We start from the raw sequence: 20,796 nt of genomic DNA on the forward strand, positions 1-20,796 counted from the left end.
GAGACAGGCTGAACCCCGAGTAGAGCCCAGCCTGACTGAAGAGACAACCGTAAGCGATCGGTAATCCGATCGGGATCAATAGATGGGCAGTTCCACCCCGGCCAGCAGCTCGTCGATGCGCGCCTGGGTCGGTTGTTGCATCACGCTCTGGATCACCTCCTTGGTGAGGTGAGGCGAGAAAGAGCTGATGAAGTCATACATGTAGTTTTGCAGCAGAATGCTCTTGCTGAAGCAGATTTGGGCCGGACAGGGCTTGAACAGGTGCTCCAGATTGATGGAGACCAGCCCGGGGCTGTCGGTGTCGTTGGCCACCAGCGAGGAGATGATGCCGATGCCAAAGCCCAGCTCCACATAGCGCTTGATCACTCCGGCATCCATTACCGTCATGTAGTAGCTCGGGGTCAGCCCCGCCGCCTGAAACACCTCATCCTGCACCTGCCGACCGGTGGCACCGCTCTCGTAACTGAGGATGGGGTAGTGGCAGAGCTGCTCCAGGGTCGGCTTCTTCACCTTGGCCAGCGGGTGATCCTGCGGCACCACCAGCGAGAGGGTCCAGAGGTAGGCGGGCAGCGCGATCAGCTCCTTGTCGAAGCCAATTTCGTGGGCAACGATGGAAAAATCGGAGTAACCCTTGCTGATCTGCTCCTTGCTCGCCGACATCACCGGATGGAGGTGGAACGAGATTTTGGGGTACTTCTTGGTGAAGTAGGTAACCGACTTGGGCAGCAGATAGCGGGCGATAGTGTGGGTAGTGTGAATGTTGAGGGTGCCCACGGTCGGATCCAGATACTCACGGGAGATCGCCTTTATCTTGCTCTCGATGTTGAGCATCGCCTCGGCACACTTGATGATCTCCTCGCCCACCGGGGTGATGCGGTGCAGATGCTTGCCACGGCGCTCGAAGATCCGCACTCCCAGCTCGCTCTCCAGCAGGCCGATCTGCTTGCTGACCCCGGGCTGGCTGGTATAGAGCGCATCGGACGCCACCGAGACGTTGAGGTTGTGGTCCCGGATCGCGATCAAGTACTTCAATTGCTGTAGTTTCAAGGCTTCACCCTCTCAAGCTGGTGCGGCGATCACGCCAGACAAACAGGCCGCCACAAAGGGCGGCCAGTGTATCATCCGATCCCGACATCGCAGCGCTTGATCCTTCATTTTGCTACAAAATCTAGCACCCGAAGGGGGTCGCTGACAAACCGGGCTCAGGCTGCGCCGGCCCGCAGCGGCAGGATCCCCAAAAACTGCAGCAACCACTGCATCATGGTGGTCGAATCCACCTCTCCCTCCAGCGAGGAGAGGCTGCTCTGGTAACGCTCGTCGGGTAACAGGCCTCGGCGCCGCTCGATCAGCGCCCGGTTGTACTCCACCGAAAATTCCGGATGTCCCTGAATGGCAACTATGTTGTTCCCCTGCAGGAACATGAAGTTGGGGCAAAAATCGTTGCCCGCCAGCCGGGTCGCTCCGGGGGGCAGCAGGGCCACCTGATCCTGATGACTGGCCAGAATACGGATCTGATCACGAGACGGCGCCATCCAGGGCTCATCAGCCAACATGGGGTGCACCGACACTCCCAGCCCCCACCCCTTGGTAGACTTCACCACCTCGCCCCCCAGCGCCTGGGCGATCACCTGATGACCAAAACAAATCCCGGCCAGCTTGACGTCGGCATCATGGGCCCGACGGATCCAGCCACGCAACGCCTTGATCCAAGGGATATCGCTATAGGCATCGTGGCGCGAGCCGGTGATGAGCCAGGCATCGCACTCGTGCAGATCCTCCGGCAGCTCCCCATCGATGGCTGACCAGACCCGAAACTCCAGCTCGGGTGCCAGCGGCTGAAACCCCCTGATAAACATCTCGGAGTAGACGGGGCCAAAACGATCCGCCAGATCGGGATCCAGCCGGTCACAATCGAGAATTCCCAATCGCATCTGTTGCTCCTTTACAGAAGTGCCCCCGCAGACCAGCGATCTGCGGGGGCAAGAGAATTAAATCATGGTGGTGAGCCCTGGGCTCATCACTTCATGGTTGGCATGGAGAATTCGGCACCACTGCGCAGGCTCTGGGGCCAGCGCGCCGTCACCGTCTTCATCCGGGTATAAAAGCGAACCCCATCCGGCCCGTGCATGTTGAGCGGCCCGAAGATGGAGCGCTTCCAGCCGCCAAAGCTGTGAAACGCCATCGGCACCGGAATGGGAACGTTCACCCCTACCATACCGACCTGTACCCGCGCCGTGAAGTCCCGCGCGGTGTCGCCGTCGCAGGTAAAGATGGCGGTGCCATTGCCGTACTCATGTTCATTGATGAGTCGCAGCGCCGTCTCGTAGTCCGGCACCCGCACGATGGAGAGCACGGGGCCGAAGATCTCCTCGCGATAGATGCGCATCTCGGGGGTCACCTCGTCAAACAGGCAGCCACCGATAAAGTAACCCTCGTCGTGGCTCAGCGTGCGACCATCGACTCGCAGCGCGGCCCCTTCGGCCACCCCCTGATCCACATAACCGCGCACCTTGGCCAGATGCTCCTTGCTGATAAGCGGCCCCATCTCGTTTTCCGGGCTCTGGCCCAGCCCCGGGCCCACCCGCAGCTTCTCAACGAGCGGTTTCAGTTTGGCTACCAAGGCATCGGCGGTCTCGTCACCCACTACCACGGCTACCGAAATGGCCATGCAGCGCTCGCCCGCGGCCCCATAAGCGGCCCCCATCAGGGCAGAGACCGCCTGATCGAGATCCGCATCCGGCATCACCACCATGTGATTCTTGGCGCCGCCCAACGCCTGCACCCGTTTGCCGTGGGCCGAGGCGGTGGCATAGATGTACTGGGCGATGGGGGTGGAACCGACAAACGACACGGCACCTACTCGCGGGTCGGTCAGCAGCACATCCACCACCTCCTTGTCACCGTTCACCACGTTGAGCACGCCGTCCGGCAGACCGGCCTCCTTGAGCAGCTCGGCCATCCGCAGCGAGAGAGAGGGATCCTTCTCGGAGGGTTTGAGAATGAAGGTGTTGCCGCAGGCGATGGCGACCGGGAACATCCAGAGCGGCACCATGGCCGGGAAGTTGAACGGGGTGATGCCGGCGCAGACCCCGACCGGCTGCATCATGGAGTAGCTGTCTACCCCACGGCCGACGTTGAGGGAGTGCTCCCCCTTGAGCAGATGGGGAATGCCGCAGGCAAACTCCACTACCTCCAGCCCGCGGGTCAGCTCACCCTGCGCATCGGAGAAGACCTTGCCGTGTTCGCGGCTGATGAGCTGGGCAAGCTCATCTCTGTGCTGCTCCATCAACTCCTTGAAGCGGAAAAAGACCCGGGCCCGCACCAGCGGCGGGGTTTGCGACCAGTCGGCAAAGGCGCGCTCGGCGATGGCGATCGCCTCCTGACACTCGGTGGCGCTGGAAAGCCCCACGCTCCCCTGCTGCTTACCGCAGGCGGGATTGAAGATGGCCCCTTGCCGCTCGCTGCGACTCTCCAGCGGCTGGCCGTTGATGAAGTTGCTGACCCTGTATGTCATGTATCCTCCGTGATAACTGATGTGGTAAATGCGCTGAGCAAATCAACGCAAGGCCCCGCAGTGCGGGGCCATCAAATATGGGTTAGGGTTGTGCCTGCAGGGCATCCTGCAGCAGGGTGAAGAGATCGTCGATCTGGCTGCGCTCGATGATAAGGGGTGGCGACAGGGCGATGATGTCGCCGGTCACCCGGATCAGAGCCCCCTTCTCGAAGCAGCGGACAAACACCTCATAGGCGCGCTTGCCCGGCGCATCCGGCATCGATTCCAGCTCGATACCCGCCACCAGCCCGTAGTTGCGCACATCCTTCACATGCTTGCAGCCCTTCAGCGAATGGGCCGCCTCCTCCCAGTAGCCCGCCAGATCGGTGGCACGGCTGAGCAGGTTCTCGTTGCGATAGATCTCGAGGGTCGCGAGCCCCGCAGCAGCAGCCACCGGATGACCAGAATAGGTGTAGCCGTGGAACAGCTCGATGGCCCCCTTGCCTGCCGCCATCATGTCGTCATAAATGTGCTTCTGCACCAGTACAGCTCCCATGGGGATAGCGCCGTTGGTGAGCCCCTTGGCGCAGGTGATCATGTCGGGGATGACATCGAACTCCTGTGCGGCAAAGGGGGAGCCAAGACGACCGAAACCGGTGATCACCTCGTCAAAAATCAGCAGGATGCCGTGTTTGGTACAGATCTCCCGCAGCCGCTTGAGATAGCCTTTCGGCGGCATCAGCACGCCGGTACTGCCAGCGATGGGCTCGACGATCACCGCCGCGATATTGCTGGCATCGTGCAGAAAGACGATCTTTTCCAGCTCGTCGGCCAGCGCCACATCCTCCTCGGGCAGTCCTTTGGTGAAGGCATTCTTGGCGATATTGAGGGTATGGGGTAGATGATCCACCCCGGTCAGCAGGGATCCAAACCACTTGCGATTGCCAGGAATGCCCCCCACCGAGATGCCGCCAAAGCCAACCCCGTGATAACCCCGCTCGCGACCAATCAGCCGGGTGCGGGTGCCCTGACCGCGAGCCCGCTGCCAGGCCAACGCGATTTTGAGTGCGGTATCGACCGACTCTGAGCCGGAGTTGGTATAGAAGACATGGCCAAAGCCCTGGGGAGCGATCTCCACCAGCCGGTTGGCCAGCTCGAACGGCAAGGGGTGGCCCATCTGGAAAGTGGGGGCGAAATCGAGGTGGGAAATCTGCTGGGAGACCGCCTCGGCAATCTCGCGCCGACCATGGCCCGCGTTGCAACACCAGAGTCCGGCAGTGCCATCCAGTATCTTGCGGCCATCCTCTGAGTGATAATACATCCCCTCCGCCGACTTCAGGATGCGCGGCGCCGCCTTGAACTGCTGGTTGGCGGTGAACGGCATCCAGAAGGCGGACATGTCGGAGGGGGTATTGATGTCGCTGATCGGTTTCATGGTCACCTCATCCTTAAGGTGTTTAGCAACTATTGGCTATTGCCCATTAAATTAAACACCTGAATCCATAAAAAAGGGCTCATTATCGCCCTGTCTGATGCCACCCCTAGCTAGATGACTCTACAGGGTGGTATAAGATATTTAACACAAATTTAATAATAGTAAACAGTCAAGGAGTGTCTATCGATGGATATCGGTCACCGTCTCAAGGCGGTTCGCACCAAGGCGGCCCTCTCCCAGCGCGAGCTGGCCAAACGCTCGGGCGTGACCAACGGATTCATCTCCCAGATCGAAAAGAATCAGGTGAGCCCGTCAGTTGCCTCCCTGCGCAAGGTGCTGGAAGGGATCCCCATGTCACTGGCCAGCTTCTTTACTGACGAGACCGAAATGGACTCCGAAGTGATCTTTCGCGCCGCCGATATGCCGGATCTCGGCACTCACCCCATCAGCTACCGGCTGGTGGGCCACAGCCGTGCCAACCGTGCCATCGGCATGTTGCAGGAGGTGCTGCCACCGGGCGCCGACACTGGCGACGACATGCTGAGCCACGAGGGTGAAGAGTGCGGCATCGTCATCAAGGGCGAGGTTGAAGTGACCGTGGGTGAGCAGATCTACCTGCTGACACCGGGGGACGGCTACTACTTCGACAGCCGCACTCCTCACCGTTTTCGCAATGTGGGCGAGCAGGAGTGCGTATTGATTTCGGCCAATACCCCCGCCAGTTTCTAACAGGGTGATAAGGGGTCAGCCAGCCGCCAATGTTTAATGAATTGTTACAAAATGGATTTACAAGTGGCAGGATGTTTAGCATATTGATACGCGGACAATGACTTTTGCCGGTTCAAGGAGTGAACATGAGTGACCTGACCCTGGCCCAGTGGCAACACAAGGCCGCCCATCTGACCCTGCCCTCACAAGCCTTTATCAACGGTAGCTATCGGGATGCCGTCGATGGTGCCACCTTCGACTGTATCAACCCGGCCAACGGCAAGCTGCTGACCAGGGTAGCAGCCTGCGATGCCGCCGATGCCGAGCTGGCGGTACAGGCCGCGCGTGATGCCTTCAACGACAAGCGCTGGAGCGGCCTGCCGCCGAAACAGCGCAAGCTGATCATGCAGCGCTTCGCCGAACTGATGCGTCTCAACAAGGTGGAGCTGGCACTGCTGGAGTCGCTGGACATGGGCAAGCCCATCGGCGATGCCATGGGCTACGATGCTCCTGCCGCCGCCAACTGCATCGCCTGGAACGCCGAAGCGATCGACAAGATCTACGATCAGGTCGCGCCGGTCGAGGAATCCGCCCTGGCGCTGGTGACCCGGGAACCGCTCGGAGTCGTTGCCGCCATCGTGCCGTGGAACTTCCCGCTGGTGATGGCCTGCTGGAAGCTGGGGCCGGCGCTCGCTACCGGCAACTCGGTCATTCTCAAACCTTCCGAAAAGTCCCCCCTGACCGCCTTGCGTATCGCAGGTCTGGCCAAAGAGGCAGGCATTCCTGACGGCGTGTTCAACGTACTCCCGGGCTTTGGCCATACCGTGGGCGAGGCGCTGGCCATGCACATGGATGTGGATTGCATCACCTTCACCGGATCCACCAAAATCGGCAAGCATCTGGTGGAGTGCTCCGGCAAGTCGAACCTCAAGCGCGCCTTTATGGAGTGCGGCGGCAAGAGCCCCAACATCATACTGGCAGATGCGCCGGACCTGGACGCCGCGGCCAAGAGCGCCGCTGGCGCCATCTTCTACAACCAGGGCGAGGTGTGTACCGCCGCCTCTCGCCTGCTGGTGCAAAACAGCATCAAGCCGCAATTTATGGAGCGACTGCTGGCCCATGCCCGCGAGTGGATCTCAGCCAACCCGCTCGACCCTGCGACCCGCATCGGCGCCATGGTGGATCACATCCAGATGGAGCAGGTGCTGCGCTATGTCGAGATTGGCAAGCAGGAGGGAGCCAAGCTACTGCTGGGAGGCAAACGCACCAATCTTGAGAGCGGCGGCTTCTATATCGAGCCCACCATCTTCGACGAGGTGACACCCGAGATGCGGATCTTCCGCGAGGAGATTTTCGGCCCTGTGCTGGCAGTGACCGGTTTCGACACGCTCGAAGAGGCCATTGCTCTGGGCAACGACACCGACTACGGGCTGGCGGCGGCGATCTGGACCGCGGATCTCAACAAGGCGGTGAAGGGTTCCCGCGCCCTGCGTGCTGGCACCGTATTCGTCAACAACTGGGATGGCGGCGACATGACCATGCCGTTTGGTGGCTTCAAGCAGTCTGGTAACGGTCGTGACAAGTCGCTGCACGCGCTGGAGAAGTACACCGAGCTGAAAAGTACCTGGATCCAGCTCGAATAAAGGTATATATAGCCATCATCATCAGCAATGGGGGAGAAATCCCCCCTTTTGCATTTTGGTCTTCCATCAGGCGGCACAATCGATATAATCATCAAATAAGCAAACCATTAAATATAAAGACAAAAATGCTATTTTTTCTGGGAAGCGTACTTTTTCTGGTGATCGGGTTGCCCCTGCTGTTTTTCGTGCTGGGGCACGGCGAGGCCTACGTGACCTGGGGCCCCTGGATCTCCGCCATCGCCCTGATGTTGTGGCTGTTGATGGACGTCGACAAGATCCGTCGCGGTAAAGGCTGACCTGCCAGCCACACTCCTCCTATCCCTCAAACTTCGTTTATTCGCTTCTTTCCCCGCAAAAGGATCGCTACACTGATTTTTTGCGATGTTTTCCCGCATCCAACGCTTCAGTAAAGGTCATCCGCATGCCGCAACAGATCCAGCGTCAGGGCGTCATCTACGCCCTGTGCGCCTATACCCTTTGGGGCATAGCCCCCATCTATTTCAAGACCATCTCTGCCGTCCCGGCCGCTGAAATTCTGACCCACAGGATGATCTGGTCCTGCGTGCTGCTGATGGTGCTCACCCTGGCTGGCCGCCAGTGGCACAAGGTGCAGGCAGTGCTGCGTCAGCCAAAAGTGCTGCTCACCCTAGCTTTTACCTCGGTCACCGTTGGCGGCAACTGGCTGCTGTTTATCTGGGCCATCAACAACGGCCACATGCTGGATGCCAGCCTCGGCTACTACATCAACCCGCTGTTCAACGTGCTGCTGGGGATGGTGTTTCTGAGCGAGAAACTGCGCCGCCTGCAGTGGTGGGCGGTGGCGCTGGCCTTTGCCGGGGTGGCGATCCAGCTTATCGCCTTTGGCTCCCTGCCCTGGATTGCACTGGTGTTGGCATCGAGCTTCGCCATCTATGGCCTGGTGCGCAAAAAACTGGCCCTCGATGCACTTACCGGTCTGCTGATCGAAACCATGATCATGCTGCCACCGGCAGCAATCTATCTGTGGGGCATTGCCGACAGCCCCACCAGCCATCTCACCCAGAACGACTGGCACCTCAACCTGCTGCTGATCGCTGCTGGCGCCGTCACCACAGCCCCTCTGCTCTGCTTCACCGCCGCCGCGACACGGCTCAAGCTCTCCACCCTGGGCTTCTTCCAGTACATAGGCCCCAGCCTGATGTTCATCCTCGCTGTCACTCTCTACGGCGAGGAGCTGGCAATGGACAAGGCTCTTACTTTCGCCTGTATCTGGAGCGCGCTGCTGATCTTCACGCTGGATGGGCTGCGCAACGGCAAGCGTCCTGCTGCAACGAGCAATATAAAGCCTTCAAAATCAAATCAGTAGCTAACAAAGTCATCAGAAGCGATATGCCATTTTCTCGCCCCCTGACCTGTTAAACCGGTAGCCTTGGACTCAATGTGGGAATAGGATCCGCACTCCCTATTCTCCATCCAGCTATAAGGAATTACAGCTATGACTCGAAAATGGTCGCTCCCCATCGTGGCAATCGCGGGGGGAGCGTTACTCTGGCTTGGCAACACCTTTGGTATGAAATGGGCCCTGATGGCCCTGATCGGATTCGGCTTTGGCTTCACCCTCTCCTTCAGCCGCTTCGGCATCGTGTTCGGTTGGCGCGAAATGCTGACCAAGCGCAACAGTTACTATGTGCGGGTTCACCTGCTCACCATCGCCATCGAAATTCTGCTGTTCACCACCTTCCTCTCCTTTAGTCACGCCCTGTTTGGCGATGCCATGGTGGGCAACGTGATGGCTATCGGCATTCCCTTCATCGTCGGTGCCTTCCTGTTCGGCATCGGCATGCAGCTGGCAGGCGTCTGTGCCACCGGCACTCTTTATTGCTGCGGCGAGGGACAACCCCGCTTCTGGCTGGTGCTGATCTGCTACGGAATCGGCACCCTCATCAGCAACCAGTTCCGCCCCGAACTGGAGGCCACCTTCTCCAGCCATGTGGTGCTGGCCAAGGATTTGACCGGCAATATCTGGAGCGGCATGCTGCTCAACCTGGCGCTGGTCGCCGCGCTGTTCCTGCTGTTTCGCAACAGCGAACTCAAGCGTACCGGCGAACTCAAGCCCCTCTTCAGCGGCGGCAACCTGTTCTGGCGCGATGGCCGCTTCACCGTGCTGACCGGCGGCATCATCATCGCCATACTCAACTCCACTGTCGTCGCCCTGCACGGCTCGGCCTGGACCATCACAGGCGCCGTCTATGACATGGCGCTGCGCGGCGCCTCTCTGTTCGGCCTGTTCGAGGGCAACCCCAAGCTGGCCCAGCCACTCTTCATCAATCCCATGGTCGGCATGTTCTGGCTCGGCATTCTGGGGGCCATGCTGGCGCGCTGCATCAGCGGTGGCGGAAACTTCGCCCCGATGCGGATCGGCAACAGTCTGGCATCCATCCTCGGCGGCCTGCTGATGGGGATGGGCGCCATGTACAGCGCCTGCAACCTCGGCGGCTTCTTCGACGGCACCGCCTCCGGCAGCCTGCACGGCTGGGTCTGGATGCTGATGGCCCTCGCCGGCAGCCTGATCGGTATTCGCCTGCGCCCGCTGTTCAAGCTCTAAGCCACAGGCCGGTACTCGCCAACAAGGGAGTCGGGTCACACCAAATAAAGAGAGCCAGTCCGCTTGCGTGGGCTGGCTCTCTTTTTTCTGTCGCGCCGGGATCACACCGGCCCGTCAGCTAGCACGTCATCAGAACCACTGGCCGTGGCGCTTGATGTAGATGGTCTTGACGGTCTGGGTCAGCCCCATGTAGGCCAGCATGGTGATCACCAGCCACATGAAGTACTTGGGCCCATCCAGAGTGATGAAGCCGAAGTGCTCAGCCACAGGCGAGAAGGGCAGGTAACAGCCGATGGCAATGGCGATCGAGGTGGAGAGCAGCACCGGCAGGGTAGCGGTACTCTGCAGGAACGGGATCTTGCGGGTACGCAGCATATGTACCACCAGCGTCTGCGACACCAGCCCCTCGATAAACCAGCCGGAGTTCATGATGGCCTGACCGTTGACCAGCGGATCCATACTGCCGTTGGCGGTGGCATAGAGGGCGCCAGCACCGAACACGAACCACATCAGGCAGTAGGTGCTGATATCGAACACCGACGAGGTCGGGCCGAGCCAGAGCATGAAGCGCTTGATGTTGCTCGCCTCCCACTTGCGCGGCCGCTTGAGGAACTCGGGATCCATCTTGTCCCACGGCAGCAGCATCTGGGAGACGTCATACACCAGGTTCTGGATCAGCATCTGCATCGCCAGCATGGGTGCCCATGGCAGCCAGGCGGAAGCCACCAGCACCGAGAAGACGTTGCCGAAGTTGGAACTGGCGGTCATGTTGAGGTACTTGAGGATGTTGCCAAAGGTCTCGCGCCCCTTGATCACCCCCTCCTCCAGCACCATCAGACTCTTCTCCAGCAGGATGATGTCGGCGGTCTCCTTGGCGATGTCGGCACCGCTGTCCACCGAGATCCCTACGTCCGCATCCCGCAGCGCCGGCGCATCGTTGATGCCGTCACCGAGGAAACCGACGGTGTTGCCGTTGGCCTGCAGCGCCTTCACCACCCGCGACTTCTGCAGCGGGGTGAGCTTGGCGAAGATGGTGGTCTGCTTGACCACCTCGCACAACGCCACGTCATCCATTCCTTCGATATCCTTGCCGAGCAGCGGTAAGCCGGGCTCCAGCCCTACGTCACGACACACCTTGCTGGTGATGATGGGATTGTCACCGGTCAGCACCTTGACCGCCACACCATAGTCGTTCAGCGCACGGATGGCCGGTGCGGCCGAATCCTTGGGCGGATCGAAGAAGGTGAGGAAGCCGCGCACCACCAGATTGACCTCATCACTGGTACGATAGCTCTGCTTGCACTCGCCTGCCGGGATCTCGCGGGTCGCCACGATCAGTACCCGATAGCCCTCGGCATTGAACTCCTCGCTCTGGCGCAGCAGGGCAAGGCGATCGGCGTCGGTCAGATCCCGCACCTCCTGGCCATCGGCGATCTGGCTGGAGACGGCCAGCATCTCTTCCACCGCCCCCTTGGAGACCATCAGCTGCTGGCCACGCTCATCCTGTACGATCACCGACAGACGGCGGCGCACGAAGTCGAATGGCAACTCATCCACCTTGCTGTAACCAGCCGGCTTGCAGCCAGCTCCCAGCACATCGGCATGCTCGATCACCGCGATGTCCATCAGGTTCTTCATGCCGCTCTGATGATAACTGTTGAGCCAGGCCAGCTGCAGGATCCGGTCGTCCCGGTTGCCACGCACGTCGTAGTGGTGCTCGAGGATGATCTTGTCCTGGGTCAGGGTACCTGTCTTGTCGGTGCAGAGCACGTCCATGGCACCGAAGTTCTGCACCGAGTTGAGCCGTTTGACCACCACCTTGCGCTTGGCCATGGCCACCGCCCCTCGCGCCAGGTTGGCGGAGACGATCATCGGCAGCATCTCGGGGGTGAGCCCTACCGCCACCGCCAGCGCGAAGGTGAGCGCCGACATCCAGTCACCACTGCTGATACCACTGAGCATAAAGACGATGGGCACCATCACCAGCATGAAGCGGATCAGCAGCCTGGTGACGCTGTTGACGCCGCGATCGAAACTGGTCTCGATGCGCTTGTGGCTCACCACGTTGCGGGCCAGCGAACCGAAGTAGGTGTCGCTGCCGGTGGCCACCACCACAGCCTTGGCTGTACCGCTCACCACGTTGGTGCCCATGAAGCAGATGTTGGGCTGATCGAGCAACCCCACGTCCCCTGTGCTGTTGCCGTCTGCCGACTTCTCGGCCACAGCTCCCAGAGTGTCATACTTCTCTACCGGCAGTGCTTCACCGGTCAGCACCGCCTGGCTGATGAAGAGATCGCGGGATTCAATCAGCTTGATGTCGGCGGGGATCATGTCTCCCGCCTGCAAGTGCACTATGTCTCCGGCCACCAGCTCGGTCATTGCCACCTCCTTGCGCTGGGGGGTAGCGCCCGGCGAGGGACGACGCTGTACAGTGGCAGTGTTGCGCACCAGTGACTTGAGCGCCTCGGCCGCCTTGGCGGAACGGTACTCCTGCCAGAAGCGCAGCAGACCGCTCAGGCCCACCATGACACCGAGGATGATCACCTTGACCCAGTCCTCATCACCCGGCTCGGCCATCAGCACGTCCATCACGTAACTGACCAGCCCAAGCACCATCAAGACCATCACAAACGGGTTTTTGAACGCCTGCAGCAGCTGGATCAATGGATGGGGCGGCTTGTCGTGGGTCACCTCGTTGGGGCCAAACTGGACCAGACGGTTGGCCGCCTCGGTCGCGGTCAGGCCGTCGATATTGCCGCGCACGGCAGTGAGGGTGTATTCGAGGGACTTGTCGGCCTCGTCGAGCACCCGGGAGGAGAGCTTCTCATTGGCACGGCCCGGGGCGACGAACCCCTGTTGCTTGTGCCGGCTGGCAGTATGTTGTTGCTTCATAACTTTAAATCCTGATTTTCGCTTGCAGAAGGGCCCTGTCGCGGGCCAGGCCAGGCGTCAGTACTGATATCGAAAGCTGTGAACCCGACTCGTTGCCGGCACGCTCAACTGGCGCGCACGGGGCGGCTCGTCAGACAAATGTCTGCCGTCGAGCTAACCTGCATGGTTGGGTCAGATCAGGGGTCAGAACACCGCATCCCGTCCCCGCAGGGGGGATCAGGAGTGGGGAGACGTGAACCCCGAGGGTCGAGGTTTGGGCTCTTCGGTCATACGATATCCTCCGAGTGGGGTGGAGAGAGGGCCGGACGAACCATGGACAGCGATACACACTGTCGTTGGCAGGCATGGCCGCGAGTCTGCATTATCAGCGGACCAATCCGGTGATCCCGCAACTAGAGCGGCATCACCCATAAAGAAAATCAGGATTACGACAGTTTGAAATAACTGGATGCGGGCAGGAAATAGTATCAGTGATATCTGGCGGGTAAGAACATCGGAGAAAACCACGCCTATAGAAATATTACAGCGCGACCCTTGCCACCGCCGAAATATATTAATCAATCACATCATTTATTTTAATGTGCAACCTGCCATATCGAAAACGAAATAGTTTTCAATATGAGATTATCCATCTTGTTATTTTACGCTTGATCCCTTCCCGACCACGGCACGGATGCATGGTTCCGACGCTGTGACGGCCCTGACGGGCAGTACCGGGATGCATGATGAAGCGTTCAATTGCAGGGGTCGCGAGGCGCGCATGGCTCGCAGATGAGCGGAACGATCCAGATTTACAACCGGAATCCCTGATGAAGGCGGGATAAAGAGGTTGTGAGAGTCGATGCTGACTCATATAGATGCTGCACTCTATGCTTGTGATTCGAGCAATCAGAGTGAGAGAGAAGATAAAATATTCGGCCTCAGCTCTGGTAAACCCGCATCGCGATTTGCAATCGGCTACAACTGTCGCAGTCCATAATATTTACCTGTCTATTGATAACACGCAGAGATTCTAACCAAAAGGATCTTCAGGCGCAAAGTTTAATTCTATTTTTTTACCCTGTAATTTCCTGGAAATATAATAACTATTCCTATTAGGAAAAGATTCGATAACTCATGATGTTGGCAAATCAGGTCTGCACCACCATCCGATCACGCTGACCATAGAAAACGGGAGGCCTGGCCTCCCGTTCTTCTCGAATCCCATCTCTAGCCGCAGCATCACTGCGCCGGCTGGGAAACCCCTTCCAGATGGATTTCAACCCGACGATCCGGTGCCAGACAGGCAATCAGCTCCTGTTTGGAACGGCTGGCGCAGTTGTTGCCAGTAACCGGATTGGCCTTGCCACGCCCTTCGACCCGCACCTTGTCAGCATACAAGCCTTTGGCTACCAGATAGCTGGCCACGCTCTGGGCCCGCTTCTCGGAGAGGGCCAGGTTGTAGTTGTCGGAGCCGATGCGGTCGGTATAACCGACCACGGTCGCGACGCCATCCTTCGGATTGGCCGCCACAATCTGGCTGAACAGGGCATCGAGCGCCTGGCTGGCGGCTGGTTTCAGGGTCGCCTTGTTGAACTCGAACAGCACATCGGAACTCAGGCTGAAGGTCTTGGGCTCCACCACCACAGCCGGGGCAGGCTCGGCTGCCGGAGCTGGCGCCGGCACAGCAACCTCACCCCCTTGCTGACCGAAACGATAGAGCATGCCGAACGAAATCAGGCCGTTATCCAGCTCGATGCCTGAGCGATCGAGAGAGGCATCTCCCAGCGGCGTAGTGTACTGGTACTCCAGACGGGCGGCCCAGTCACGATCGATGGCGTACTCGGCACCCAGCGCCCCGACAAATGCGGCGCCATGCTTTTTACCGGTCTCGCTGCTATTGGCGAAGCTGATCTCGCTATCCGTCCAGGCATAGGCACCGCCGAGCCGGCCATAAAGATCGAGCACATTCGTTGCCGGGAAGCTGATCTTCATGGTGGCCTGAATCATCTGGCTCTTGGCTTCGGTATTGAGGGTATTGGCGCCGGTGCCCGAGGTGGTGTCGTATTTGCCAAGCCAGTCATAACCCAGCTCGAACCCCAGGTTGGGGTTGAGCTGGTAACCGGCGAACAGACCCAGACCCAGATCATCCGTGTTCTCGCTGGTATTACCCAACGTCTGGGCAATCGACTCGGCATACTGGTTGTGGTCAACGCCATAGTAATTGGACCAACCGGCCTTGCCACCGACATACCAGGTATTGTCCTGAGCAGCGGCCTGCACGGCTCCGGCCGCCAGCAAACCACTGACCAATACGGCAAGCATGGATTTATTCATATTTTCGCCTCTGCAATAAGTCGTTATGGGCGCCTGAGTGCGCACTCTTCCCTGTGTGAAGCCGTCAGGCGGCCTCTCCGCTATTCAGGGTATCCCATCCGAACGCAGCCTCAAATGACCAGCATCTCAGGAGTGTGAAGCGGCCTGCATTATCGCGCCATCGTCGGCCAAAATGGTCTTTGCCAGCATTCTGGCCTGCTCCAACGCCAGTGGCTGCTGATAGCTGTGAGCCATCACGATCGCCCCCTCCAGCAACAGGCAAAGCTCGGTGGCCTGTGCCAGAGAACAGTTGAGCTGGTTTATCACCCAGCCCAATAACGCCTGCTTGTGGGCCATCACCAGCTTGCGCACCGGATGGCGTGGGTCGGCAAACTCGGCGCTGGCGTTGATAAAGTTGCAGCCATAGAAATCAGAGCGGCCAAACCACGCCGCGAAACCATCGAACAGCGCCTGGAGGCGAGCTTCACGTCCGCTCACACCGGCCAGCCGCTGGTCAAGCAAGGCGAAGAACTCCCGGTCACGAGCGAGCAGCACCTCCTCAATCAAGGCATCCTTGGTCGGGAAGTGGCGATAGAGGGTGCGCTTGGTACTCCCCGCCTCGGCCCAGATGCGATCTATGCCGGTGGCATGAAAGCCATGACGGTTGAACAGACGGTAGGCCGTCGCCACCAGTTGTTGACGCTTCTCACTCATGATTTGCCTCTTGAAGTACACCGATCTGTCTACCTAATGTGCCTAATCAGTTCTGGCAAACCAAGAGGAAAGCATGATGACAAAATGGTATGGCCCGTTATGGGCAGGTGTGGGCGCCGCACTCACCATCGGCATATTGGGATGGCTCAATCTGAGCTGGCATGTCGCGCTAGTCATGGCACCTTTCGGGGCCAGCTGTGTGTTGTTGTTTTCCCTGCCAGATAGTCCGCTGGCGCGCCCCAAAAACGTGCTGGGTGGACACCTGCTGACGGCCTGCGTCGGACTGGTCATCGGCCTGCTTCCCCTCCCTGCTGAAATGCAGATGGCTCTGGCAACCGGGCTGGCCATCGCCCTGATGCAGGGACTGAATATTCTTCACCCTCCGGCGGGCGCCAATCCCTTGCTGATCCTGATGACAGGACAAGAGCCAGCCTTCCTGTGGCAAACGGTGCTGCCCGGCACCCTGCTGCTGATGGCACTGGCCCATGGATTTCAATGGCTCAGACAGAAGTTCCCAATTGCAGCCTAAAAACAGAGGGAGGACAACGCCTCCCTCCTGCTTCATCGCGATCCCGCCATCAACTAGCCAGGAATAGCCGGTAGGCGGGGTCGTCGCTCACCTCTTTCCAGCCGTAGCCAATCTCGCGCAGGTAGTCGTGGAAGGCTGCCACGTCTTCATCCGGCAGCTCGAAGGCGCAGAGCACGCGGCCATAGTCGGCACCGTGGTTACGGTAGTGGAACAGGCTGATGTTCCAGCGACAACCCAGTGTCTCGAGGAAGCGCATCAGGGCGCCCGGCTGCTCCGGAAACTTGAAGCTGTAGAGACGCTCACCAAGGGGCCGGGCCGGGCGGCCGCCAATCATGTAGCGCACATGATTCTTGGCCAGCTCGCTCTCGGTCATGTTGACCACTGGATAGCCGTTGCCACCGAGCTGATCGATGATCTGGCCGAGCTCTTCGTCACCGCCGGTGAGGCGCACCGAGACGAACAGCGACGCCTGTTCGGCATCGGCGTAGCGATAGTTGAACTCGGTCACCATGCGGGGGCCAAGCTGACGACAGAAGTCGAGGAAGGCCCCCTTGCGCTCGGGGATGGTCACCGCCAGCATGCCCTCGCGCTTCTCGCCGATCTCGCAGCGCTCCGACACGTAGCGCAGGCTGTGGAAGTTAACGTTGGCGCCGGAGAGAATGGCCGCCATCCGCCCCCCTTTGACCTGCTCCCGCTCGCTGTAGGCCTTGAGGCCCGCCAGCGAGAGGGCGCCCGACGGCTCGGCGATGGCGCGGCAGTCGTCGAAGATGTCTTTCAGTGCGGCGCAGATCTGGTCGTTGGAGACGGTCACCACCTCGTCCAGATACTGGTTGCACAGGCGGAAGGTCTCCTCGCCGATGCGCTTGACCGCCACCCCGTCCGCAAACAGCGAGACCCGCTCCAGATTGACCGGCTCGCCGGCCGCCAGCGCCGCCTTGAGACAGGCAGACCCTTCAGCCTCCACCCCGATCACCTTCACATCCGGCAGCAGTTGCTTGATATAGACCGCCACCCCGGCGGCCAACCCACCGCCGCCCACCGGCACAAAGACGTGAGTGAGGTGGGTATCCTGCTCCAGCAACTCCTTGCCGATGGTGCCCTGCCCGGCGATCACCTCGACGTCGTCAAACGGCGGGATCAGGGTGTAACCCTCCAGCTCGGAGAGGCGGCGGCTCTCGCCGTAGGCCTCGTCGAAACTGTTGCCAAACAGCATGACGTTGCCGCCCTGCCGGCGCACCGCGTCGATCTTGATATCCGGCGTGGTCTTGGGCATCACGATGATCGCCTTGATGCCGAGCTTGGCGGCCGACAGGGCGACCCCCTGTGCGTGGTTGCCAGCAGAGGCGGCGATAACGCCGCGCGCCTTCTGCTCCTCGGTCAGGGTGGCGATCTTGTGATAGGCGCCGCGCAGCTTGAAGGAGTGGACCGGTTGCAGATCCTCCCGCTTCAGGCTGACATGGTTGCCGAGCCGCTCGGAAAGTTTCTTCAGGGTTTGCAGGGGGGTCACCCGCGCCGCCTCATAGACGGGGGAGAGCAACACCTTGCGTAGATAATCCGCCGCAGAGACCATGATTTATTCCCCCAGCATCGAGCGATCGCGAACCGCGCCCTTGTCGGCACTGGTGGCGAACATGGCGTAGGCGCGCAGGGCAAAGGAGACCTGACGCTGACGATCGAGCGGCTTCCAGCCCCGAGCCTCGACGGCGACGCGGCGGGCGGCCAGCACGCTGTCGGCCACCTCCAGCACCATGCTGCGGGCCGGGATATTGATGCTGATGATGTCGCCATCCTCCACCAGACCTATGGTGCCGCCAGAGGCTGCTTCCGGCGAGACGTGGCCGATGGAGAGGCCCGAGGTACCGCCGGAGAAGCGGCCGTCGGTGATCAGGGCGCACGCCTTGCCGAGCCCCATGGACTTGAGATAAGTGGTGGGGTAGAGCATCTCCTGCATGCCCGGACCCCCTTTCGGCCCTTCGTAGCGGATCACCACTACCTCGCCTGCTTTCACGGTACCATCGAGGATGCCGCTCACCGCGCTCTCCTGACTCTCGAATACCCGGGCCGGGCCACGGAAGGTGAGGTTCTCCTCATCCACCCCGGCGGTCTTTACGATGGCGCCGTTGACCGCGAGGTTGCCAGAGAGCACCGCCAGCCCCCCCTCCTGGCTGTAGGCGTTATCCAGCGAGCGGATGCAGCCTTCGGCGCGGTCCAGATCCAGCTCCGGCCAGCGGCAATCCTGACTGAACGCCTTGGTGGTGCGGATCCCGGCCGGCCCGGCGCGGTAGAAGTCCACCACCTCCTGACTCGGCTGGCGGCTGACGTCATATTCATTGAGCTGTTCGACGAGGGAGCAACCCAGCACGGTACGGGTATCCCCATGCACCAGGCCCGCTTTTTCCAGCTGACCCAGAATGGCGACCACGCCACCGGCACGGTGCACATCTTCCATATGGTATTTCTGGGTAGAAGGCGCCACCTTGCAGAGCTGCGGCACCTTGCGCGACATGCGGTCGATGTCGGCCATGGTGAAGTCGACGCCCGCCTCCTGGGCCGCCGCCAGCAGGTGCAGCACGGTATTGGTGGAGCCACCCATGGCGATGTCGAGCGCCATGGCGTTCTCGAACGCCGCCTTGGTGGCGATGTTGCGCGGCAGTGCCGAGGCATCGTCCTGCTCATACCAGCGTTTGGCCAAAGTCACGATGCGCTGGCCCGCCAGCTTGAACAGCTGCTCGCGGTCGCTGTGGGTCGCCAGCAGCGAGCCGTTACCCGGCTGGGAGAGACCCAGCGCCTCGGTCAGACAGTTCATGGAGTTGGCGGTGAACATGCCGGAGCAGGAGCCGCAGGTGGGGCAGGCACTGCGCTCCACCTGTTCGCTCTGGGCGTCGGAAACCTTGGGGTCGGCGCCCTGGATCATGGCGTCCACCAGGTCCAGCTTGATGATCTGGTCGGAGAGCTTGGTCTTGCCCGCTTCCATCGGGCCGCCGGAGACGAAGATCACCGGGATGTTGATGCGCAGGGCGGCCATCAGCATCCCCGGAGTGATCTTGTCGCAGTTGGAGATGCAGACCATGGCGTCGGCGCAGTGGGCGTTGACCATGTACTCCACCGAATCCGCGATAAGCTCGCGCGACGGCAGGGAGTAGAGCATGCCGCCGTGGCCCATGGCGATGCCGTCATCCACGGCGATGGTGTTGAACTCCTTGGCGACGCCGCCAGCGGCTTCAATCTCGCGCGCAACCAGCTGGCCCAGATCCTTGAGGTGGACGTGGCCCGGCACGAACTGGGTGAAGGAGTTGACCACGGCGATGATGGGCTTGCCGAAATCCTGATCGGTCATTCCGGTGGCACGCCACAGGGCGCGGGCCCCGGCCATGTTACGTCCGTGGGTGGTGGTGGCGGATCTCAACTTCGGCATGTCTCTACTCCCTGAATGCCCATATGGGCTCGATGCGTTATGCGGTGATGATACGAGTGGATCGGAATCGATCCTGGTGAAAGCTCCTCTGGGAAGTTCTCACCGGAAGCGACTCGGGGAGGCACAGCGCCTCCCCTCTCTCATCAGTCGTTGACTGGCGTCAGCCAGCCCCACTTGTCCTCGGTCTTGCCATTGAACAGGCCGAAGAAGGCGTTCTGCAGCTGCTCGGTCACCGGGCCACGGCTGCCAGCCCCTACCTTCATCCGATCGACGGAGCGCACCGGGGTCACTTCGGCGGCGGTGCCGGTCATAAAGATCTCGTCTGCGACGTAGAGCGCCTCACGGGGCAGCGCCTGCTCGCGCACCTCGTAACCCAAGTCACGCGCGAGCGTCATGATGGTGTCGCGGGTGATGCCGGGCAGGATGGCTGCGGTGGCAGGCGGGGTAAACAGCACGCCATTCTTCACCAGGAACAGGTTCTCCCCCGCCCCTTCGCTCAGGTAGCCGTTCACATCCAGCGCCAGCCCCTCGGCAAAGCCGTTGCGCTTGGCCTCGCGGCTGATCAGCTGGGATGACAAATAGTTGCCGCCCGCCTTGGCGCCAGTGGGAATGGTGTTGGGAGCGAGCCGGTTCCATGAGGTGACGCACACATCCACCCCGTTTTTCAGCCCCTCTTCCCCCAGATAAGCGCCCCACGGCAGGGCAGCCACCATCAGGTCAGCCTTGGCATCCAGCGGCGGATGCAGCCCCAGCCCCACGTTGCCGACAAAGGCCAGCGGGCGCAGGTAGCCGCTCTTCAGGCCGTTCTCGCGCACCACGGTGCGGCAGGCTTCATTCACTTCGGACTCGCTGTAGGGGACATCCATCCAGTAGATCTTGGCGGAGTCGAACAGGCGGCGGGTGTGCTCCTGCAGACGGAAGATGCAGGTGCCTTTGGGGGTATCGTAGGCACGCACCCCCTCAAACACCGAGGAGCCGTAGTGCAGGGCGTGGCTCATCACGTGCACCTGGGCATCCTGCCAGGGCACCAGTTTGCCATTGAACCAGATGTATTGCGGGTGAGTGGCGGATTGGGAAGGCTGTGACAT

General features: G+C 60.5%; 16 protein-coding genes. 6 read left to right on the plus strand and 10 right to left on the minus strand.

The features are described from left to right. Nucleotides 1-75 precede the first annotated feature (75 nt). The 4 genes from G5380_RS13685 to G5380_RS13700 all read right to left on the minus strand — a co-directional run bounded on the left by G5380_RS13685 (nt 76) and on the right by G5380_RS13700 (nt 4,928). Entirely contained in the window at nt 76-1,047 is a 972-nt protein-coding gene (locus G5380_RS13685; protein WP_033114758.1) for a LysR substrate-binding domain-containing protein, read from the minus strand. 155 nt (nt 1,048-1,202) lie between these two features. Next, on the minus strand, nt 1,203-1,931 hold the full coding sequence (locus tag G5380_RS13690) for a glutamine amidotransferase-related protein (protein ID WP_216952309.1): 729 nt from the start codon (nt 1,929-1,931) through the stop codon (nt 1,203-1,205). 86 nt (nt 1,932-2,017) lie between these two features. After that, on the minus strand, nt 2,018-3,514 hold the full coding sequence (locus G5380_RS13695; RefSeq protein ID WP_266135663.1) for a CoA-acylating methylmalonate-semialdehyde dehydrogenase: 1,497 nt from the start codon (nt 3,512-3,514) through the stop codon (nt 2,018-2,020). Between the two features lie 82 nt (nt 3,515-3,596). Continuing rightward, nucleotides 3,597-4,928 carry an aspartate aminotransferase family protein gene (locus tag G5380_RS13700; protein ID WP_266135664.1) on the minus strand — a complete coding sequence of 444 codons (1,332 nt, stop codon included), beginning with the start codon at nt 4,926-4,928 and terminating at the stop codon, nt 3,597-3,599. Nucleotides 4,929-5,114: 186 nt separating this feature from the next. Between G5380_RS13700 and G5380_RS13705 the strand changes: the two genes are divergently transcribed. The 5 genes from G5380_RS13705 (at nt 5,115) to G5380_RS13725 (ending at nt 9,863) form a co-directional block, all read left to right on the plus strand. Next, on the plus strand, nt 5,115-5,657 hold the full coding sequence (locus G5380_RS13705; RefSeq protein ID WP_042012327.1) for a cupin domain-containing protein: 543 nt from the start codon (nt 5,115-5,117) through the stop codon (nt 5,655-5,657). 125 nt (nt 5,658-5,782) lie between these two features. Next, a complete protein-coding gene (locus G5380_RS13710) occupies nt 5,783-7,279 on the plus strand; it encodes an aldehyde dehydrogenase (protein WP_421209101.1) in 1,497 nt (498 codons plus the stop codon). A 125-nt stretch (nt 7,280-7,404) separates the two neighbouring features. Next, entirely contained in the window at nt 7,405-7,575 is a 171-nt protein-coding gene (locus G5380_RS13715) for a hypothetical protein (RefSeq protein ID WP_005341999.1), read from the plus strand. Nucleotides 7,576-7,700: 125 nt separating this feature from the next. Further along, nucleotides 7,701-8,624, plus strand: coding sequence for an EamA family transporter RarD (gene rarD, locus G5380_RS13720; RefSeq protein WP_421209102.1), 924 nt, complete (start codon nt 7,701-7,703; stop codon nt 8,622-8,624). A 129-nt stretch (nt 8,625-8,753) separates the two neighbouring features. Further along, nucleotides 8,754-9,863, plus strand: coding sequence for a YeeE/YedE thiosulfate transporter family protein (locus G5380_RS13725; RefSeq protein ID WP_216952316.1), 1,110 nt, complete (start codon nt 8,754-8,756; stop codon nt 9,861-9,863). A 129-nt stretch (nt 9,864-9,992) separates the two neighbouring features. Here G5380_RS13725 and mgtA read toward each other — a convergent pair whose 3' ends face one another. From mgtA to G5380_RS13740, 3 genes are all read right to left on the minus strand, one after another. Then, a complete protein-coding gene (gene mgtA, locus G5380_RS13730) occupies nt 9,993-12,755 on the minus strand; it encodes a magnesium-translocating P-type ATPase (protein ID WP_421352820.1) in 2,763 nt (920 codons plus the stop codon). Nucleotides 12,756-13,976: 1,221 nt separating this feature from the next. Then, complete coding sequence (gene ompA / locus G5380_RS13735) at nt 13,977-15,071, minus strand: porin OmpA (RefSeq protein WP_216952325.1); 1,095 nt, start codon at nt 15,069-15,071, stop codon at nt 13,977-13,979. A gap of 126 nt (nt 15,072-15,197) precedes the next feature. Beyond that, the gene (locus tag G5380_RS13740; protein WP_182963048.1) at nt 15,198-15,764 is read right to left on the minus strand and encodes a TetR/AcrR family transcriptional regulator; all 567 of its coding nucleotides are present in this window, start codon (nt 15,762-15,764) and stop codon (nt 15,198-15,200) included. Between the two features lie 76 nt (nt 15,765-15,840). Here G5380_RS13740 and G5380_RS13745 point away from each other — a divergent pair, with 76 nt between their 5' ends. Continuing rightward, a complete protein-coding gene (locus tag G5380_RS13745) occupies nt 15,841-16,293 on the plus strand; it encodes an HPP family protein (protein ID WP_227342965.1) in 453 nt (150 codons plus the stop codon). Between the two features lie 49 nt (nt 16,294-16,342). Here the strand turns inward: G5380_RS13745 and ilvA are convergent, their stop codons facing one another. From ilvA to G5380_RS13760, 3 genes are all read right to left on the minus strand, one after another. Next, nucleotides 16,343-17,863, minus strand: a complete 1,521-nt coding sequence (ilvA, locus tag G5380_RS13750; protein ID WP_167570662.1) for a threonine ammonia-lyase, biosynthetic — start codon at nt 17,861-17,863, stop codon at nt 16,343-16,345. A 3-nt stretch (nt 17,864-17,866) separates the two neighbouring features. Continuing rightward, a complete protein-coding gene (ilvD, locus tag G5380_RS13755; RefSeq protein WP_421209105.1) occupies nt 17,867-19,708 on the minus strand; it encodes a dihydroxy-acid dehydratase in 1,842 nt (613 codons plus the stop codon). A 143-nt stretch (nt 19,709-19,851) separates the two neighbouring features. After that, the gene (locus G5380_RS13760) at nt 19,852-20,796 is read right to left on the minus strand and encodes a branched-chain amino acid transaminase (RefSeq protein ID WP_040067634.1); all 945 of its coding nucleotides are present in this window, start codon (nt 20,794-20,796) and stop codon (nt 19,852-19,854) included.

Source organism: Aeromonas sp. 604443, assembly GCF_049170315.1.
In the GTDB taxonomy this organism is placed as follows: Bacteria; Pseudomonadota; Gammaproteobacteria; order Enterobacterales; family Aeromonadaceae; genus Aeromonas; species Aeromonas veronii_A.

What these genes read in the sequence shown, in the direction of transcription:
- G5380_RS13725 (WP_216952316.1), top strand. Translation starts at nt 8,754, where the DNA reads ATGACTCGAAAATGGTCGCTCCCCATCGTGGCAATCGCGGGGGGAGCG.
- G5380_RS13760 (WP_040067634.1), bottom strand. Translation starts at nt 20,796, where the DNA reads ATGTCACAGCCTTCCCAATCCGCCACTCACCCGCAATACATCTGGTTC.
- G5380_RS13700 (WP_266135664.1), bottom strand. Translation starts at nt 4,928, where the DNA reads ATGAAACCGATCAGCGACATCAATACCCCCTCCGACATGTCCGCCTTC.
- ilvD (WP_421209105.1), bottom strand. Translation starts at nt 19,708, where the DNA reads ATGCCGAAGTTGAGATCCGCCACCACCACCCACGGACGTAACATGGCC.
- G5380_RS13695 (WP_266135663.1), bottom strand. Translation starts at nt 3,514, where the DNA reads ATGACATACAGGGTCAGCAACTTCATCAACGGCCAGCCGCTGGAGAGT.
- G5380_RS13740 (WP_182963048.1), bottom strand. Translation starts at nt 15,764, where the DNA reads ATGAGTGAGAAGCGTCAACAACTGGTGGCGACGGCCTACCGTCTGTTC.
- mgtA (WP_421352820.1), bottom strand. Translation starts at nt 12,755, where the DNA reads ATGAAGCAACAACATACTGCCAGCCGGCACAAGCAACAGGGGTTCGTC.
- G5380_RS13715 (WP_005341999.1), top strand. Translation starts at nt 7,405, where the DNA reads ATGCTATTTTTTCTGGGAAGCGTACTTTTTCTGGTGATCGGGTTGCCC.
- G5380_RS13705 (WP_042012327.1), top strand. Translation starts at nt 5,115, where the DNA reads ATGGATATCGGTCACCGTCTCAAGGCGGTTCGCACCAAGGCGGCCCTC.
- G5380_RS13745 (WP_227342965.1), top strand. Translation starts at nt 15,841, where the DNA reads ATGACAAAATGGTATGGCCCGTTATGGGCAGGTGTGGGCGCCGCACTC.
- ilvA (WP_167570662.1), bottom strand. Translation starts at nt 17,863, where the DNA reads ATGGTCTCTGCGGCGGATTATCTACGCAAGGTGTTGCTCTCCCCCGTC.
- rarD (WP_421209102.1), top strand. Translation starts at nt 7,701, where the DNA reads ATGCCGCAACAGATCCAGCGTCAGGGCGTCATCTACGCCCTGTGCGCC.
- G5380_RS13690 (WP_216952309.1), bottom strand. Translation starts at nt 1,931, where the DNA reads ATGCGATTGGGAATTCTCGATTGTGACCGGCTGGATCCCGATCTGGCG.
- ompA (WP_216952325.1), bottom strand. Translation starts at nt 15,071, where the DNA reads ATGAATAAATCCATGCTTGCCGTATTGGTCAGTGGTTTGCTGGCGGCC.
- G5380_RS13710 (WP_421209101.1), top strand. Translation starts at nt 5,783, where the DNA reads ATGAGTGACCTGACCCTGGCCCAGTGGCAACACAAGGCCGCCCATCTG.